Below are 16462 nucleotides of genomic sequence, written 5' to 3' on the forward strand. Positions count from 1 at the left end.
CCCTTGCACCCGCTACAGCACATATAGCGAACATGGCTGAATTGATTATCCGCCGTGGGCTGGAAGAACCGGACACGGTTGGCAGCTTCACCCCGCACAGGCCGGAACGCCCGTCGAAGCTTGAAGGGGGTCGCCCTTTCAAAATCGTTTCCGATTATGAACCCGCAGGCGACCAGCCGACGGCGATCAAAGAATTGGTGACGACTGCGCTGACCGGCGAAAAGAATCAGGTCCTTTTGGGCGTCACGGGTTCCGGCAAGACATTTACCGTCGCTAAAGTCATTGAGGCGTTGCAACGGCCCGCACTGATCCTTGCTCCGAACAAGATTTTGGCGGCGCAGCTGTACGGCGAATTTAAAAGCTTCTTCCCCGACAATGCGGTCGAATATTTCGTCAGCTACTATGACTATTACCAGCCCGAAGCCTATGTCCCGCGCAGCGACACCTATATTGAGAAGGAATCGAGCGTAAACGAGGCCATTGACCGTATGCGCCATTCGGCGACGCGGTCGTTGCTTGAGCGCGATGACGTTATCATCGTTGCCTCTGTGTCGTGTATTTACGGCATCGGTTCGGTGGAAACTTATTCGGCGATGATATTCGACCTGAAAGCAGGCGAAAGCGTTGATCAGCGCGAATTGATCCGCAAGCTCGTCGCGTTGCAATATAAGCGCAACGACACTGGCTTTGCCCGCGGCAATTTCCGCGTGCGGGGCGACAATCTGGAAATCTTCCCGTCGCATTATGAAGACATGGCATGGCGCGTCAGTTTGTTTGGCGACGAGATTGAGGAAATCGCCGAGTTCGACCCGCTGACGGGGACGACAGGCGCCAAGCTGAACAGTGTGCGCGTATACGCGAACAGCCACTATGTGACGCCCGGCCCAACGATGAAGCAGGCGAGCGAAGCCATTCGGTTCGAACTGACAGAGCGGCTGAAAGAACTGGTGTCCGAAGGCAAATTGCTGGAAGCACAGCGGCTTGAGGAGCGGACGAATTTCGATCTGGAAATGATCGCGGCGACCGGCAGTTGCGCAGGCATCGAAAATTACTCGCGCTTTTTAACGGGCCGCCTGCCCGGTGAACCGCCGCCAACCCTGTTTGAATATCTGCCCGAAAATGCATTGCTGTTTGTCGACGAAAGCCACCAGACGGTGCCGCAAATCGGCGCGATGGCAAAGGGTGACCATAGGCGCAAGCTGACGCTCGCCGAATATGGCTTCCGCCTGCCCTCATGCATCGACAACCGGCCGTTGCGTTTCAACGAATGGGACATTATGCGCCCGCAAACGGTGTGCGTTTCTGCAACACCGGGCGGTTGGGAAATGGAACAATCGGGCGGCGTGTTTGCCGAACAGGTTATCCGGCCAACGGGGCTCATCGACCCACCGGTCGAGATTAAACCCGTTGAGGATCAGGTGCAGGATTGCATCAACGAATGCCGCAAGACGGCAGAGGCAGGTTTCCGGACATTGGTCACCACGCTGACCAAGCGCATGGCCGAGGACCTGACCGAGTTCATGCATGAGGCTGGCTTGCGCGTGCGCTATATGCACAGCGATGTTGAGACATTGGAGCGCATCGAGCTCATCCGTGACTTACGGCGCGGCGTGTATGACGTGCTTGTCGGCATCAACCTGCTGCGTGAAGGTCTGGATATTCCCGAATGCGGACTCGTCGCGATTTTGGATGCGGACAAGGAAGGTTTCCTGCGCAGCGAAACGTCGCTCATTCAAACAATTGGTCGCGCCGCACGTAACGTCGAAGGCCGCGTTATCCTATATGCCGACCGGATGACGGGAAGCATGGAGCGCGCGATCCGCGAAACCGACCGCCGCCGGGAAAAACAACATGCCTATAATATCGAACATGGCATCACGCCGGCCACCATCAAGCGCGACATCCACGATATTGTGGCCGACACCGCCAGCCGCGATTCGGTGCTGGTCGAGATTGACGCCGACGGCGCCAACAATCTCGTCGGCCATAATCTTCGGGCCTATATCGACGACCTTGAAAAGAAGATGCGGGCCGCCGCTGCAGATCTTGAGTTCGAGGAAGCTGGACGTCTGCGCGATGAGATTCGTTCATTGGAAGCAACAGAGCTTGGCCTGCCGCACCAACAACATGTCGCCGCCCCGCGCGGCCGATCGACAGAAGGTCAGCCCGGCACACGCAAAATGCGGTACGGACAGACGCAGCGGAAATTCGGCAAATAAGCCTGAGCTTTTAAGCAGCTTTTACGTTTTCAGTTGAAGAGCCGAATGAGCGCCGAAATCCCGGCAAGGCCAAGGATACCGGCGACAAAACTGCGCCACAGACTGGGCGGGACTTTGCCAAAGGATTTCGCGCCCAGCCAGTTGCCCGCCAATACGGACGGAAACAGCAACAGCGACAGCCATAATAAGCGCGCATCGGCCAATCCCAAGGCAAAGGCCGAAATCGTGCCCGCAATCGCAGTCGCGAAAAATACGAGCATCATCGATGCGCGCGCTTCCTTGGGCGGAATTGGCTGGCGCAGGTAAAAGGGCACAACAGGCGGGCCGGGCATCGCGGCAAAGCCGGTTAGGATACCCGATGCAATCCCTGTCGCTGCGGTCTCTTTGGGGCCAGGGCGCAATTCGCCACGTTGTGGAAGCAGGACGAGCGCGAACGCACCAATGGCAATGGCCGCGATCATCAACCGCGCAACGTCAGGCGTTGTGACCTTCAGCAACAGGACGCCAATCGGTGTCGCCAGCATGGCAAAGGCCGCAATCATCAGCGCGCTTTGCCGATGCGCATCGGCAAATATGGCCTTTAACCCAACAGGTCCAATCAGCACCTGCAGCAATATGGCAATGACGACCGCTTGGCCCGGGGTAACAATCATCCCGAACAACGGCACCAGAATGATCGCCATGCCAAAGCCCGTCAGCCCACGGATATACGCAGCGCCCAACGTCATTGCAGACAACAGCAGCAATTGCGCGGTGGCAAGGCCTGTTAGGTCGTGAATGTTCAGTGCCCCATTGCCGCATGGTCAGCGGCAGTGAGCGGCTTTTCCGCCTTCACGCCGTTTTTGTCGAGCCACGCCTGCATCTCTTTGATTTCGGCTTCCTGCGCCGCAATCACCTTTTCGGCGAGTGCGCGGACTTCGGGATCTTTGCCATGTTCCAACGCGACTTTCGCCATTTCAACCGCGCCGACATGATGCGGAATCATGCCCTGCATAAACGCAACGTCCGCATCTTCGGCGATATTGCCCATGCTGGCATGCATTTTGTCATTGGCCGCGGCATAGCCCTTTTGCGCCGCGTTGTAGCTTGCGGTGGCGTCGGCCTCGGTAGATGCCTCCGTTGTTGTGGCAGCATCATCTGCGGCCGGTTTTTGGCACGCCGCCAGCAGCAAGATAGCCGCGAGCGTTAAAGGAAGCGTCTTCATCACAATCTCCTTATCTGACCGAAATTTGGTTTAACGAATATCGGGCGGGGTTGCTTCATGCGACAGCATCGCAATGGCTTCATCCAGCGTCATGATACGCTGACCGTCGGAACCAAGGCTGCGGATCGCGACCTTGCCCTCTTCCGCCTCACGCATGCCAACCACGAGCAGGTGCGGTACCTTAGCGACGCTGTGTTCGCGCACCTTGTAATTGATTTTCTCGTTCCGCGTGTCGGACTCAACCCGAATGCCAGCCGCTTTCAGCTTGGCGGTAACATCATGCGCATAGCCGTCTGCTTCCGACGTAATTGTCGCGACAACCGCCTGCACAGGCGCCAACCAGACAGGGAAGCGACCGGCATAATGCTCAATCAATATGCCAATGAAGCGTTCATAGCTGCCGAAGATCGCACGGTGCAGCATGACGGGGCGGTGGCGTGCGCCATCTTCACCGACATAGCTTGCGTCGAGACGTTCGGGCAGGACGCGGTCGGACTGGATCGTTCCGACCTGCCATGTGCGGCCAATGGCGTCGGTCAGATGCCATTCAAGCTTTGGCGCGTAGAATGCGCCTTCGCCGGGCAATTCTTCCCAACCAAATTCCGGCGTCGCAAGGCCCGCACGCACAACGGCGTCGCGCAGTTCATTTTCCGCCTTGTCCCAATCCGCATCCGATCCGAACCGTTGGTCAGGACGCAGCGCGAGCTTGATCGAATAAGTGAAGCCAAATTCTTTGTAGATCCGGTCGGCCAGCGCACAAAATGCCTGTACCTCTTCCACAATCTGGTCTTCGCGGCAGAAAATATGCGCATCATCCTGTGTGAACTGACGCACCCGCATCAGGCCATGCAAGGCACCATGCGGTTCATTGCGGTGGCAACAGCCGTTTTCATATATGCGCAGCGGCAGGTCGCGATAGGATTTGATACCCTGGCGGAAAATCAGAACATGCGCGGGGCAGTTCATGGGCTTCAACGCCATCCAGTCGGCCTCGCCCGAAATCACGGGACCCTCATCATCGACATTCGGCACTTCGTCAGGGATCACGAACATATTGGCGCGATATTTGCCCCAATGCCCCGATTGCTCCCATTGCCGCGCGTCCATGACCTGCGGCGTTTTCACTTCCTTATAGCCAGCGCCGTCGATGGCGCGGCGCATATAGGCTTCCAGCTCGCGCCAGATCAGATAGCCATTGGGATGCCAGAAGACTGAGCCATGTGCCTCTTGCTGCAAATGGAACAGGTCCATGTCCTGACCCAGACGGCGATGGTCGCGCTTTGCAGCTTCCTCAAGACGGAGGAGATGGGCGTCGAGCTGCTTTTTGTTCAACCAGCCGGTGCCGTAAATGCGGCTCAGCTGCGGGTTGTTCTGGTCACCGCGCCAATAGGCACCGGCAACGCGCGTCAGCTTAAACGCGGCAGGATCAAGCTTGCCCGTCGACGCCAAATGCGGACCGCGGCACATGTCCATCCAGTCATTGCCCGACCAATAGACCGAAAGCTCTTCGCCTTCGGGCAGCTCCGCCGCCCATTCCGCCTTGAAGCTTTCGCCCGCATTCTGCCATGTGGCGATCAACGCATCACGCGCCATGACTTCGCGGCGCAGCGGCTTATCGGCGCGAATGATGTCGCGCATCTTTTCTTCAATCGCGGGCAGGTCGTCCATCGTGAATGGACCACGCGATGCGGGCGCCATCACGTCATAATAAAATCCGTCGTCGGTCGACGGGCCAAATGTAATCTGCGTTCCGGGAAACAAGCCCTGCACCGCTTCGGCAAGGATATGCGCAAAGTCATGGCGGGCAAGTTCAAGCGCGTCTGCCTCATCACGGCTGGTCACCAGTGCGAGCTGCGCATCGGCGTCCAACGGGCGCGTGATGTCGCGCAATTCGCCATCCACCCGCGCGGCGATCGCAGCCTTCGCAAGGCCGGGGCCAATGGCGGCGGCAATATCCGCCGGGGTAGTGCCGCGCGCGACTTCACGGGCAGTGCCATCGGGAAGGGTAATGCGGATCATCTCGGACATGGATTTACTTGCTTTCAGCTTCGGTTTGGAACCGTCCCTTTGCCAGCCCAAACGCGAAGTCGCAACCCTGCAGCTTTGTCCTTATGCGCTATCACCTTCTTCGTGCCGTGCAGCGCCCAATTGCATCCTAACCCGCAGTCTTCTCGGCGCGATAGGGCACGAAATCGCCAAGGCTACAAATGCCGCCGGTCATGCCGCTGGTCCGGTCCACCAAGCGGAGAATATCACCGCGGCATTTCTGGCTGCCAAATTGTTCGGAGACGACGATATCACTGTCGCGGGCAAGGCCCGGACAAGGTGACCGCAAAACATTTTTGTACACAAGCCGGCCTGACACACGGTAGAGCACGATATTGTCGCTGACGCGGATCATATTGTCGGCATTGAAATCACTGATGCAGGTTAACGGTTTCCCCGCAACCTTACCGCCGATTTCCTTCATCAAGACAGCAGATTGTTTCTCGGTCAGTGGCGCAGGCGTGCGTTCCACTTGGCCGCATGCCGCAACAACCGTCAAAGGCAGTATGAGGCCAGCCTGTTTGAGGATATGCATCGGTCTATCTCCTGAATTCATGTCGCGGCGTCATAGCCGCTGCGTGATGAACGGCAGATTATCATAAAATCGTCGCCATGTGGCGTTTTTCACCCGACGTGACGTCAACGATCCTATGGCCAAGGTCGCCATCGGGTGTGCTTTCCAGCACCGCCATGGCACGGGCGCCATTTTCCATTTCAAGGATGAGCGTGGCCGGACCGAAACCGTCCTTGCCCGCGGACCTTACAAAGCTGAGTATACGGCCCTTGCCTTGCGGGGCGTCATCGAGCGCGATCTGTTTCGGCACATAGCCCTTCGCCGCCTCTCCCGACCAAGCAATGTCGGGCTGTGACGCGGTGTAGATGCCGACGGCCTGTTTTGACATTACGCCGCCATTCGCAGTGACCAAAGCGGGCTTTGATCCATCTTGGCGCAGGGCATCAACCATCGCTGCGATATTATACATGCTATAGCCATTGCCGGGCCCACCGAAAAAGCTGAGGCCGCCGGTCAACGTATAATCGCCAAGCGCACGCCCGGCGTCATTCATGGTGTCAACGGCCGCAAACACCGCGCAGGGAAAGCAGCTGTAAATGTCGACGGGTCCAAGATCACTGGCATGAATTCCGGCCTGCCCAAGTGCCGCCGGAATGGCAAAATCAAGCGCCGCCGATCGGTGAATGACACCGCGCTCTGCCAATGGTGGTTCAGCGGCTTCGGCCGCGCCGGCCAACCAGACCCATTTGTCTTGCGGCACACCCAGATCGCGCGCCTTGCCCGCGCTGGTCAGGATAATCGCACCGCCCAGATCGACCGCATCCTGTGCCACATGCCAGCGACGGTAAATGTCCGTCAGCGGGTAATTGGCATTGTCATCGCTCAACATCGCGTCGGATGAACGATAGCCGGGGAACTGCGCGTGGGTCCGCCCTTCCGCTTTTGCTGAAAATGCCGACCACAAGGCCGCCATTTCCCGCGCATAAGCGTCGGCATTTAATCCCAGCTCCATCCGCCGGGCGTTCTCAATCAGGCTGTACGCCAGCGGCATGGAAATGATGCCATGGCGGATTTCCGTTCGGCTCAAAATCGGGAAGGTGGAAAGGCGGTTGTCGAACGGGGTATCCGAAGGCAAGCGCCAGTCCAACGTCACACCCGCCTTACGCGCGCGCTTTGCGGTACCGGTCGCTTCTGCGGCCACGAGTACGGCAAGCTCACAGGTCCCGCGGCGGATATCACCCGCCAGTTCGTTCAACATCGCCTGCGGGCTTTGGCCGCCGACATCGGCGTAAATCAGACGCGGCGCGCTGATGCCGCCGGCCGCTCCAAAAGCTTCGGGCGTATTGTCGGGCGACCCGGTGCCTAGGCTGACGCCGCTGTCCTCAAACGTGCGGATCGCGGCAATGGTGTCAATCGCCGCTGCAACCGATGGGGACTGACCTGTATCGGCCAGTGCAACCTTGATAGCGGCGCCAGCCAATTCGCGCGGGCTTGGCCATTCGCCGGAAACAGTCTTTCGGCTGGCCTCGCCTACGCCAATAATGACCGGCGCGCTTGCATCAAAATTGCTCATCATTCACTCCCGATTATCTCTTAACTGCACGCTTAAATATGCTAGCAGTCGATGCAAGAGATAAGGAGAGCGCACATGGCGAAATGGCCGAAATTGACGTGGGACAAAGAACCAACTGGTCCGTTGAAGGGGATTAAGGTTGTCGACATGGCCACGGTTGTCCTTGGGCCTTATGCCACCGTGCAATTGGCCGACCTTGGCGCGGAGGTCATTAAAATCGAAAATAGCGAGGGCAACACACCCGGCGACCTGATGCGCCATGGCGGTGATTCGCCCAGCAAGCAGCATGGCCCCATTTTCACGGCGCTCAACCGCAACAAAAAAGCCATCAACCTCAACATCAAAAAACCGGAGGACAAAGCCGTTCTCGAAGCGTTGTTGGAGGAGGCCGATGTCTTCATCCATAATGTCCGCATGGCAGGCGTCGAACGGCTGGGTTTTGGCTATGAGACGGTTAAGGCGATCAACCCCAATATCGTCTATGTCCACTGCGCCGGATTTGGAGCGGGTGGCGCTTATGGCGAGCGGCAGGCTTATGACGACCTGATTCAAGCCGCGTCCGGCTTTGCTGCCTTAAGCGAGCAGCGCGATGGTGGCCGACCGACCTATTCGCCCAGCCTTGTCGCGGATAAAGTCAGCGGTCTGTTCGCGGCCAATGCAACCATGGCGGCATTGCTTGCGCGTGCAGGCGGGCAAGGCGGACAATTTGTTCAAGTGCCCATGTTCGAATGCTTCACCTGGTTCAACATGGTCGAAAATTTGTGGGGCGAAACCTTCATCCCCGGCAATGGCCGCATGGGCTATACGCGTTCGGTGAACCCCCGTCGGCGGCCATATCCGACGAAGGACAGCTTCATCGCGATCGTCCCCTATAACGACCGGCAATGGGCGAAGTTTTTTGAACTGGGCGGCAGGCCCAACGTGTTCGACGACCCGCGTTTTGCGACCTATCAAGAGCGCACAAAGCACACGGGCGAATTATACGCGCTGATCGAAGAAGTCAGCGCGCTACGCACCACCGCCGAATGGCTTGACCTGTTGGCCGAACATGACATCCCAGCGATGAAATATAACCGGATGGCAGATGTCCTCACCGATCCGCATCTGGCCGACGTCGGCTTTTTCGAAGAGCTGGAGTCGCCCGACATCGGCACATATCGATCGATGAAGCACCCGGTGCATTATGCCGGAACGCCAGCGTCGAACTATGCGCATCCGCCGATGCTGGATGCCGATGGTGATGAAATTAGGGCCGCGTTGGGGCTGTGACGCGTGCGGTTCAGCCCAGCCCTAAACCAGCAGCCCGCGCATAATCAGGTCGATGCTGTGTTCGCGATAGGCATCGCGCATATTTTCGTTAAAATCGTCCTGATTATAACAATGGCGCAACACCAAGCGTGACGAATAGAATCGGTCAGCCGCGCCCGTCACGGTGAAGTAGAAAAACTGCGGATCAAGCTTGCGGAACTTGCCCGCCTTTACGCCTTCGGCGATCAGCGCGTCATACACCTTTGAAATAGGCTTCAGATACAGGTCCGCGATACGGGCCGCTTCAACCGGCGCGCTGTCACGCACCATGCGCATCAACAGGCGATTGAGATAAGGGAACGCATAATAAGTGTCGATGACGGCACCGATGTGGATGCGCAATTTGTCTTCCGGCGGAATGTCCTTTGCGAGCAACGCGCCAAGACTGAAAACAATATTGCCCATGTCGCGATCAAGCAGTGCCAGCATCAGGCCGTTTTTGTTGCCGAAATAATATTTGACCAATGCACTGTTCAGGCCTGCGCGAAGCGACAGTTCCGATAACGAAAGGTCGATGGTATCGCCCTCACGCATGATCTGGCTCGCCGCTTCAATAAGCTGGTCGCGCGCCTTTGCATTATCGCCCGCTTCGCTCACCAGCCTTGGTCCTGTCGTGGCCATTGGCGTCTACTCCCCCCGTTTACGCAGGGTTACTTATAAGCAGGTTCATCCCACCATGGGAAGAAGTCAGGCATATCTGCGGAAACTTTATCGGGATAAACGGGCGGGCGCTTTTCAAGGAAGCTGGATATGCCTTCCTTTGCGTCGCCGGAGCGTGACCGGCGGTAAATCGCTCGGCTGTCAATCTGATGCGCTGCCATGGGATGTTCCGCAGCGGACAACCGCCACAACATCGCCCGTGTGAGTGCAATCGACACGGGCGCGGTGTTGTCGGCGATTTCGCGGGCCAATGCCCGCGCGGCGTCCATCAGGTCTGCAGGCGCATGAATGGATCGCACGAGGCCGCCTTGAAGTGCCTCCGCCGCGTTGAAAACCCGGCCCGTCATGCACCATTCCAGCGCCTGTTGCATGCCCACCAGCCGCGGCAAGAACCAGCTGGAGGCAGCCTCTGGCACAATCCCGCGACGCGCAAAAACAAAGCCGAAGCGTGCGCTGTCGCTGGCCAAGCGGAAATCCATGGGCAGCTGCATGGTCGCGCCAATGCCGACCGCAGCGCCGTTGATCGCGCCAATGACAGGCTTTTTGCATTGGAAAATCCGCAGCGTTAACCGGCCACCTGAATCGCGCACACGTTCATCGGAAAGCGTTTCGACTTCGGACCGGCTCGCGAACACGTCGCCGCCACCCTCCGGTGTCAGATCGGCCCCTGCACAAAATGCACGATCACCCGAACCCGTTACGATGACGGCGCGCACCGCATCATCCGCGTCCACCAAATCAAATGCCGCACACATTTCGCGCATCATCACATTTGTAAACGCATTCATCTTTTCGGGACGATGCATCGTGATGGTCGCGATGCCGTCTGCGACATCATACAGGATTTGGGTGAACGCGGTCATGCGATCAACGCGGTGCCATACGGATGGCGCCGTCGATGCGGACGTCTTCGCCGTTGAAATAACCGCACTCGATCATGGTCATGGCGACCTGCGCAAACTCGTGTGGATGGCCGAGGCGTTTCGGGAATGGAACCGACGCAGCAAGCCCATCTTTCACAGCCTGAGGCGCGCCGTTCATCAATGGCGTGTTAAAGATGCCCGGCAGAATCGTGTTGATGCGAATGCCTTCGCTCATCAGGTCGCGTGCGATTGGCAAGGTCATGCCGACAACGCCGCCCTTTGATGCGGAATAAGCTGCCTGACCCATCTGGCCGTCTTCAGCAGCCACTGAAGCAGTGTTCACCATCGCGCCGCGTTCGCCATCTTCCATGGGCTCCAGCGTCAACATGCCAGCTGCCGACTTGGCGATGCAGCGGAACGTGCCGACCAAGTTGATCTGGATGATGCGGTCAAAGGCATCGAGCGGGAAATGCTTGATCGAACCGTCTTCCTTCGAACGACTTGCAGTCTTCGCCGCGTTACCTGTGCCGGCACAGTTGACCAAGATGCGTTCCTGACCATGCGCAGCACGCGCCTTGGCGAACCCTGCATCGACGCTTTCATCGCTGGTCACATTGACGTTGCAAAATACACCGCCGATTTCGGCTGCAAGTGCCTCGCCCTTGTCGGCCTGCAAATCAAAAATGGCGACCTTCACACCCTTTGCGGCCAGCGCGCGGGCGGTTGCCTCACCAAGGCCAGATGCGCCGCCGGTGACGACTGCTGCGACTGTTGAATCCAGTTTCATAAATACTCCTGATCGTTTTATCCGTCATGCTGAACTTGTTTCAGCATCTTACTTTTTGACGGTGGAAATTAAGACCCTGAAATGAAATGACCAGCGGTCAAACAAGTTCAGGGTGACGGTGATGGATGACTAATCGTTATACCCGCTCAATGATCGTGACGTTGGCCTGACCGCCGCCTTCACACATCGTCTGCAAACCATATTTGCCGCCACGTGCTTCAAGCGCATTCAGCAATGTCGCCATCAGCTTCGTGCCCGATGCGCCGAGCGGATGGCCCAATGCGATTGCGCCACCATGAACGTTGATTTTCGAACGGTCGCCGCCGGTATGCTTCAACCAAGCGAGTGGCACAGGCGCGAATGCCTCGTTCACTTCATACAGGTCGATGTCGGACATTTTCATGCCCGAACGCTGAAACGCACGATCGGTCGCGAACAAGGGCTCTTCCAACATGATGACGGGGTCGCCAGCGGTCACGGTCAAATTGACGATGCGCGCGCGCGGGGTGAGACCATGTTCTTTCAGCGCCTTTTCCGACACGATCAAAACTGCCGAAGCACCGTCGCAAATCTGGCTGGCATTGGCAGCCGTGATAGAGCCGCCTTCTTGAAGCAACTTGACGCCGGACAGGCTCTCAAAGGTTGCATCATAGCGAATGCCTTCGTCGCTATTGTGGATGATCTTGCCTTCGGGCGTATCAACTTCGATGCCGACGATTTCATTGGCAAAGGCACCACTTTGCGTGGCGGCGACAGCTTTCTGGTGCGATTCCAGCGCGAACTGGTCAAGGTCTTCGCGGGTAAAGCCATGTTTCTTTACGAGCATTTCAGCGCCCATGAACTGGCTGAACATGATGCCGGGATAGGCTTCTTCGAGCCGCGGGCTCTTATAGGTGCCCATGCCTTCTTTCTTGAACAGCATCGACGTCGAACCCATGGGAACGCGCGTCATGCTTTCGATACCGGCCGCCAACACAATGTCCTGTGTGCCCGACATGACGCCTTGCGCCGCGAACATCATCGATTGCTGCGACGATCCGCACTGGCGGTCGATGCTGACCGATGGGATTGAATTGGGCAGACGCGATGCCAGAACGATATTGCGGCCGACATCGCCCGCTTGTTCGCCGCCTTGCATGACGCAGCCCATGATGACGTCTTCAATCGCCGCAGGATCAAAATCGTTACGGTCGGCAATGGAATCGAGCACGGCAGCGCCCAAATCGACGGGGTGAACGCCCGCAAGCTTACCACCGCGGCGGCCACCAGCGGTACGAACCGCATCCACAATATAAGCGTCTGCCATTTTCTCTCTCCTGTTGTTCAAATTTAATCAGACGATTAAACTTTGAAAGGGGAGAGTCAAGTGCGATTGGCCGTGTCTTGAGCAATCGTCACCCTGAACTTGTTTCAGGGTCTTACTTCGTGCGTTCCAAAGTAAGATGCTGAAACAAGTTCAGCATGACGACGCCTGGAATATATACCTTAAGCCGCTTCGCGGGCGATCGTGATCACTTGCGGATAGGTGAACTCAAGCAAACCTTCTTCACCCAACTCCGCGCCAAAGCCGGACTGCTTATGTCCGGCAAATGGTGCGTTGGGGGCAAGGTGCATGGATTCGTTGATCCACACAGTTCCGGTTTCCAGCTGCTCGGCCACTTCGACCGCTGCCTCTGGATTGCTGGTCCAGATCGAACCGGCAAGACCGTAATCAGATGCATTGGCGCGGCTGATAACTTCGTTGATGGTCGAAAACTTCATCAATGGCATCACAGGGCCGAACTGTTCTTCGGCCACAATCCGCGCATCTTCGGGCGGGTTGTCGAGAACGGTTACAGGCACAAAATAGCCGGGGATGGATGGATCATGATCGCCGCCTGCAAGGAATTTATATCCCTTGTCCTTGGCATCCTGAATCAGTTCAAGCACGCGCTTATACTGCGGCTTGTTCTGGATGGGGCCAATGGCCGTGCCCTGTTCGGCGCCATCGCCAACCTTGACCGCTTTGGCATAAGCCGCAATCGCGCCCGACAATTCGTCGTAAATATCTTCGTGAATGTAGATACGCTTGGCCGCAATGCAAACTTGGCCCGCATTGTAGAAGCTTGCCCAAAACAGCTTTTCAGCCACCTTGCCAACATCCGCATCCGGCAAAACAATCGCCGCGTCATTGCCGCCCAGTTCAAGCGTGATGCGCTTAAGGTCCTTCGACGCCGATTCCATCACGCGCTTGCCCGTGGCAGTCGAACCCGTGAAGGTAATCTTGTCGATATCAGGATGCGAGGTCAGCAATGGGCCCAACGCGTCGCCACCGGTGATGATGTTCAAAACGCCGGGTGGGAATACGCCCGCAACCAGTTCAGCAAGGCGCAATGTCGCCAGCGGTGTGAATGGTGAAGGCTTCAGCACCATGGTGCAGCCCGACAAAAGCGCCGGGACAATTTTCTGGATCGCCATCAATACCGGGAAATTCCATGGCACGATGCCGCCAACCACGCCAACAGGAACGCGGCGCGTACGGCTGAGGCGCTTGTCGCTATCTTCTGTAATTTTCTCTTCAAGATTCAACATCGGCAATGCGCGCGTCATGCCAACGCAGCCAGCAATCTCGCTGCCCGCCTGCATATGCGGCTTGCCCTGTTCAGACGTCAGCAAACGCATCAGCTCATCGCTGTTGGCTTTGATGACATCAGCCATTTTGGCGAACAAAGCGCGGCGTTCTTCAACGCTGGTTTTTTTCCAAGTCTGGAATGCGGCGCGTGCGGCGGCAACAGCCTTGTCCAAATCTGCCTGACCGCAATCGGGCACTTGGCCAATGACCTGCTCGGTCGCGGGGTTTACGACATCAATCCATTTGCCGTTATCCACCAGCTCGCCGTTGATCAGATTTTTATATTGCGTGGTCATTAGAGTATCCTCTTTCGTTCAAGCTGCCACAAATCGCAGCGGTAAAGTTTTGGGGCCGCCCACAAACGTCGATTGCGATCGTTTGGGTTCGCCAGCCAGTTCGACCGAATCTACACGGTCAAGCAGTTCCTCGAATAATATCTTCATCTCTAGCCGCGCCAGATGCAAGCCCAGACATTGATGCGCGCCGGATCCAAAGGAAATGTGCCGGTTGGGACTGCGCCCCGCATCAAACCGTTCCGGGTCAGGGAACACGGACTCGTCATAATTACCCGAGACGTAGCACAGCATCAGCCAATCGCCCGCTTTCATCGGTACGCCGCCGACCTCTGTGTCCGCGCCGACCGTGCGCATGAAGTGCTGAACGGGTGTCGTCCACCGTATCGCTTCTTCAATCAGACCGGGCAGTAAGGAACGATCTGCCTTCACTTTCGCAAACTGCGCCGGGTCCTGTGCCAAGGCCCACATCGCGCCAGCCGTCGACGCCGAGGTGGTGTCATGCCCTGCCGTCGCAACGATCGTGTAATAGCCCGCGCTTTCATAGTCAGGGATAGGCATGCCATCGATGGTTCCGGTGGCGATAATCGTTGCCAGATCGTTGCGCGGATTAGCGCGGCGGTCCTGTGCCAATGCTTCGAAATAAGCGTTAAAATCAGCGACCGTCTGCGCCATGAGCTCGGTCGCTTCTTGCGGCGAGATATTGGCCGCGCGCATCCGGTTCAAATCCGGATCCTGCCCGCCGAACAGTTCCTGCGTCAGCTTCAGCATCAACGGCTCGTCGCTTTCTGGAACGCCAAGCAATTCCATCACGACATGCAAGGGATACATCGCCGCCACGTCGCGCGCAAAATCACATGTTCCGTCCATAGACAGCATCTTGTCGACGGCCGATTTCGCGATCGCGCGAATATTGCTTTCTATCGTCTTGAGATTTGCCGGCATGAACCAATCCTGCGTCAGCCGCCGGTATTTGGGATGCTCGGGCGCATCCATTTGTACCAGCGACTTCACCAGATGCGGGCTGCCGTTCATCAAATGCGCAACAAACATTTCGGCCATCAAAGGCGCAACGACAACTGTCGCGGGGTTATTCAAAAAAGTAGCATTGTCCTTGCTGATCTTCAATATGTCTGCATGGCGGGTGATGACCCAAAACGGTCGATAGCCCGGTATCTCAGCAACTGCGACGGGGGAATCCCGGCGAAGTGTGGCGAACGTATCCAGCAACGCACGCCAATTCCCATAGACAACCGGGTCGACGATATGCGCCGCAAGCTCCGGTGCAATCTTGGGAATGGCGGTCATGCTTTTTGCTTTGCCCAATATTCATCCCGCAGCAGGCGCTTGTATAATTTGCCGGTATCGTGGCGGGGAAGCTCCTCGCGGAAATCGATACGGCGCGGGATTTTGACACCCGACAGCTTTTCGCGCGCATAAGCGGTCAGCTCGTCACGCAAGGCATCACCGGCGTCCGCCATATCGAGCGGTTGCACCACAGCGATAACCTCTTCACCCATTTCGTCATGCGGACCACCAATGACCGCAACGTCGCGGACGCGCGGGTGGGCCAGCAGATGGTTTTCAATCTCCTGCGGATAGATATTCACCCCGCCCGAAATGATCATAAAGCTTTTGCGGTCTGTCAGGTAGAGATAGCCCTCTTCGTCCAACCGGCCGACATCGCCAAGCGTTGTCCAACCATGTTTGTTGGTCGCACTTTTGGTTTTTTCGGGATCATTATGATAGCTGAAGGATGCAGCGCTTTCGAAGAATACGGTGCCTTCTTCGCCCACGGGAACATCATCGCCATCTTCGTCGCATATATGCATGATGGCGTTCAATGGCCGTCCAACCGAACCCTTGTGCGTCATCCATTCTTCGCTGGAGATAAAGGTAATCCCTTGGCCCTCAGTCCCCGCATAATATTCGCGGATAACCGGGCCCCACCAATTTATCATCGCTTCTTTGATAGGAACTGGGCACGGCGCGGCTGCGTGCACCGCGGAATCAAGGCTCGACACATCATATGCGTTGCGGACCTCTTCGGGCAGCTTCAACATGCGCGCAAAATGCGTTGGCACCCATTGGCTGGCGCTGATCTTATATTTCTGAATCGCCGCGAGCGCCGCTTCAGGGTCGAATTTCTCCATGACAACCACGGTGCCACCCAGCCGGTGGACCGCCGCGCACCAACGCAGCGGAGCCGCATGATATAGCGGCGCTGGTGACAAATAGATGCTGTCGCCCGAAAATTTGAACGCCATCGCGGCAAGGCCTGACAATGCATTTGGTCCCGCAATGTCCGGATCATCGGGCAAGGGGAAACGTACGCCCTTGGGCTGACCAGTCGTCCCTGAACTGTACAACATGTCGGTGCCAGC

Annotated in this window: 14 protein-coding genes; 2 read left to right on the plus strand and 12 right to left on the minus strand. The window is 57.2% G+C overall.

All coding sequences use genetic code 11. The features are described 5' to 3' along the window. Nucleotides 1-32: 32 nt before the first annotated feature. On the plus strand, nucleotides 33-2219 hold the full coding sequence (uvrB, locus tag ACILQA_RS02065; RefSeq protein WP_395628189.1) for an excinuclease ABC subunit UvrB: 2187 nt from the start codon (nucleotides 33-35) through the stop codon (nucleotides 2217-2219). A 29-nt stretch (nucleotides 2220-2248) separates the two neighbouring features. Here uvrB and ACILQA_RS02070 read toward each other — a convergent pair whose 3' ends face one another. The 5 genes from ACILQA_RS02070 to ACILQA_RS02090 all read right to left on the minus strand — a co-directional run bounded on the left by ACILQA_RS02070 (nucleotide 2249) and on the right by ACILQA_RS02090 (nucleotide 7559). Beyond that, nucleotides 2249-2965, minus strand: a complete 717-nt coding sequence (locus tag ACILQA_RS02070) for a sulfite exporter TauE/SafE family protein (protein ID WP_395628190.1) — start codon at nucleotides 2963-2965, stop codon at nucleotides 2249-2251. A 35-nt stretch (nucleotides 2966-3000) separates the two neighbouring features. Beyond that, nucleotides 3001-3423 (minus strand): DUF305 domain-containing protein, encoded by a 423-nt coding sequence (locus tag ACILQA_RS02075; protein WP_395628191.1) that lies wholly within the window; start codon nucleotides 3421-3423, stop codon nucleotides 3001-3003. A gap of 30 nt (nucleotides 3424-3453) precedes the next feature. Continuing rightward, nucleotides 3454-5451: a threonine--tRNA ligase gene (gene thrS / locus ACILQA_RS02080; RefSeq protein WP_395628192.1), complete on the minus strand. Its 1998-nt coding sequence runs from the start codon at nucleotides 5449-5451 to the stop codon at nucleotides 3454-3456. A gap of 127 nt (nucleotides 5452-5578) precedes the next feature. After that, on the minus strand, nucleotides 5579-6004 hold the full coding sequence (locus ACILQA_RS02085) for a hypothetical protein (protein WP_395628193.1): 426 nt from the start codon (nucleotides 6002-6004) through the stop codon (nucleotides 5579-5581). A gap of 61 nt (nucleotides 6005-6065) precedes the next feature. Continuing rightward, on the minus strand, nucleotides 6066-7559 hold the full coding sequence (locus tag ACILQA_RS02090) for a hypothetical protein (RefSeq protein WP_395628194.1): 1494 nt from the start codon (nucleotides 7557-7559) through the stop codon (nucleotides 6066-6068). Between the two features lie 72 nt (nucleotides 7560-7631). Between ACILQA_RS02090 and ACILQA_RS02095 the strand changes: the two genes are divergently transcribed. Beyond that, nucleotides 7632-8825: a CaiB/BaiF CoA transferase family protein gene (locus tag ACILQA_RS02095; RefSeq protein ID WP_395628195.1), complete on the plus strand. Its 1194-nt coding sequence runs from the start codon at nucleotides 7632-7634 to the stop codon at nucleotides 8823-8825. Between the two features lie 21 nt (nucleotides 8826-8846). Here the strand turns inward: ACILQA_RS02095 and ACILQA_RS02100 are convergent, their stop codons facing one another. From ACILQA_RS02100 to ACILQA_RS02130, 7 genes are all read right to left on the minus strand, one after another. After that, complete coding sequence (locus ACILQA_RS02100; RefSeq protein WP_395628196.1) at nucleotides 8847-9485, minus strand: TetR family transcriptional regulator; 639 nt, start codon at nucleotides 9483-9485, stop codon at nucleotides 8847-8849. A gap of 29 nt (nucleotides 9486-9514) precedes the next feature. Beyond that, a complete protein-coding gene (locus tag ACILQA_RS02105; protein WP_395628197.1) occupies nucleotides 9515-10387 on the minus strand; it encodes a crotonase/enoyl-CoA hydratase family protein in 873 nt (290 codons plus the stop codon). A 4-nt stretch (nucleotides 10388-10391) separates the two neighbouring features. Beyond that, entirely contained in the window at nucleotides 10392-11174 is a 783-nt protein-coding gene (locus ACILQA_RS02110) for an SDR family NAD(P)-dependent oxidoreductase (RefSeq protein ID WP_333790537.1), read from the minus strand. Nucleotides 11175-11310: 136 nt separating this feature from the next. Next, nucleotides 11311-12480: an acetyl-CoA C-acetyltransferase gene (locus tag ACILQA_RS02115; protein ID WP_395628198.1), complete on the minus strand. Its 1170-nt coding sequence runs from the start codon at nucleotides 12478-12480 to the stop codon at nucleotides 11311-11313. A gap of 179 nt (nucleotides 12481-12659) precedes the next feature. Next, on the minus strand, nucleotides 12660-14081 hold the full coding sequence (locus ACILQA_RS02120) for an aldehyde dehydrogenase family protein (protein ID WP_395628199.1): 1422 nt from the start codon (nucleotides 14079-14081) through the stop codon (nucleotides 12660-12662). 18 nt (nucleotides 14082-14099) lie between these two features. Continuing rightward, nucleotides 14100-15386: a cytochrome P450 gene (locus tag ACILQA_RS02125; protein WP_395628200.1), complete on the minus strand. Its 1287-nt coding sequence runs from the start codon at nucleotides 15384-15386 to the stop codon at nucleotides 14100-14102. Further along, the coding region (locus ACILQA_RS02130; protein ID WP_395628201.1) for an AMP-binding protein at nucleotides 15383-16462 on the minus strand (1080 nt) is incomplete at its 5' end. The genes ACILQA_RS02130 and ACILQA_RS02125, both read right to left, overlap by 4 nt.

This window comes from Sphingorhabdus sp. (assembly GCF_044239005.1).
In the GTDB taxonomy this organism is placed as follows: domain Bacteria; phylum Pseudomonadota; class Alphaproteobacteria; order Sphingomonadales; family Sphingomonadaceae; genus Sphingorhabdus_B.

Excerpts from the sequence above, each read along its gene's own strand:
- ACILQA_RS02125 (WP_395628200.1), bottom strand. The coding sequence starts at position 15,386 with ATGACCGCCATTCCCAAGATTGCACCGGAGCTTGCGGCGCATATCGTC.
- uvrB (WP_395628189.1), top strand. The coding sequence starts at position 33 with ATGGCTGAATTGATTATCCGCCGTGGGCTGGAAGAACCGGACACGGTT.
- ACILQA_RS02110 (WP_333790537.1), bottom strand. The coding sequence starts at position 11,174 with ATGAAACTGGATTCAACAGTCGCAGCAGTCGTCACCGGCGGCGCATCT.
- ACILQA_RS02085 (WP_395628193.1), bottom strand. The coding sequence starts at position 6,004 with ATGCATATCCTCAAACAGGCTGGCCTCATACTGCCTTTGACGGTTGTT.
- ACILQA_RS02115 (WP_395628198.1), bottom strand. The coding sequence starts at position 12,480 with ATGGCAGACGCTTATATTGTGGATGCGGTTCGTACCGCTGGTGGCCGC.
- ACILQA_RS02120 (WP_395628199.1), bottom strand. The coding sequence starts at position 14,081 with ATGACCACGCAATATAAAAATCTGATCAACGGCGAGCTGGTGGATAAC.
- ACILQA_RS02095 (WP_395628195.1), top strand. The coding sequence starts at position 7,632 with ATGGCGAAATGGCCGAAATTGACGTGGGACAAAGAACCAACTGGTCCG.
- ACILQA_RS02090 (WP_395628194.1), bottom strand. The coding sequence starts at position 7,559 with ATGATGAGCAATTTTGATGCAAGCGCGCCGGTCATTATTGGCGTAGGC.
- ACILQA_RS02100 (WP_395628196.1), bottom strand. The coding sequence starts at position 9,485 with ATGGCCACGACAGGACCAAGGCTGGTGAGCGAAGCGGGCGATAATGCA.
- ACILQA_RS02105 (WP_395628197.1), bottom strand. The coding sequence starts at position 10,387 with ATGACCGCGTTCACCCAAATCCTGTATGATGTCGCAGACGGCATCGCG.
- thrS (WP_395628192.1), bottom strand. The coding sequence starts at position 5,451 with ATGTCCGAGATGATCCGCATTACCCTTCCCGATGGCACTGCCCGTGAA.
- ACILQA_RS02075 (WP_395628191.1), bottom strand. The coding sequence starts at position 3,423 with ATGAAGACGCTTCCTTTAACGCTCGCGGCTATCTTGCTGCTGGCGGCG.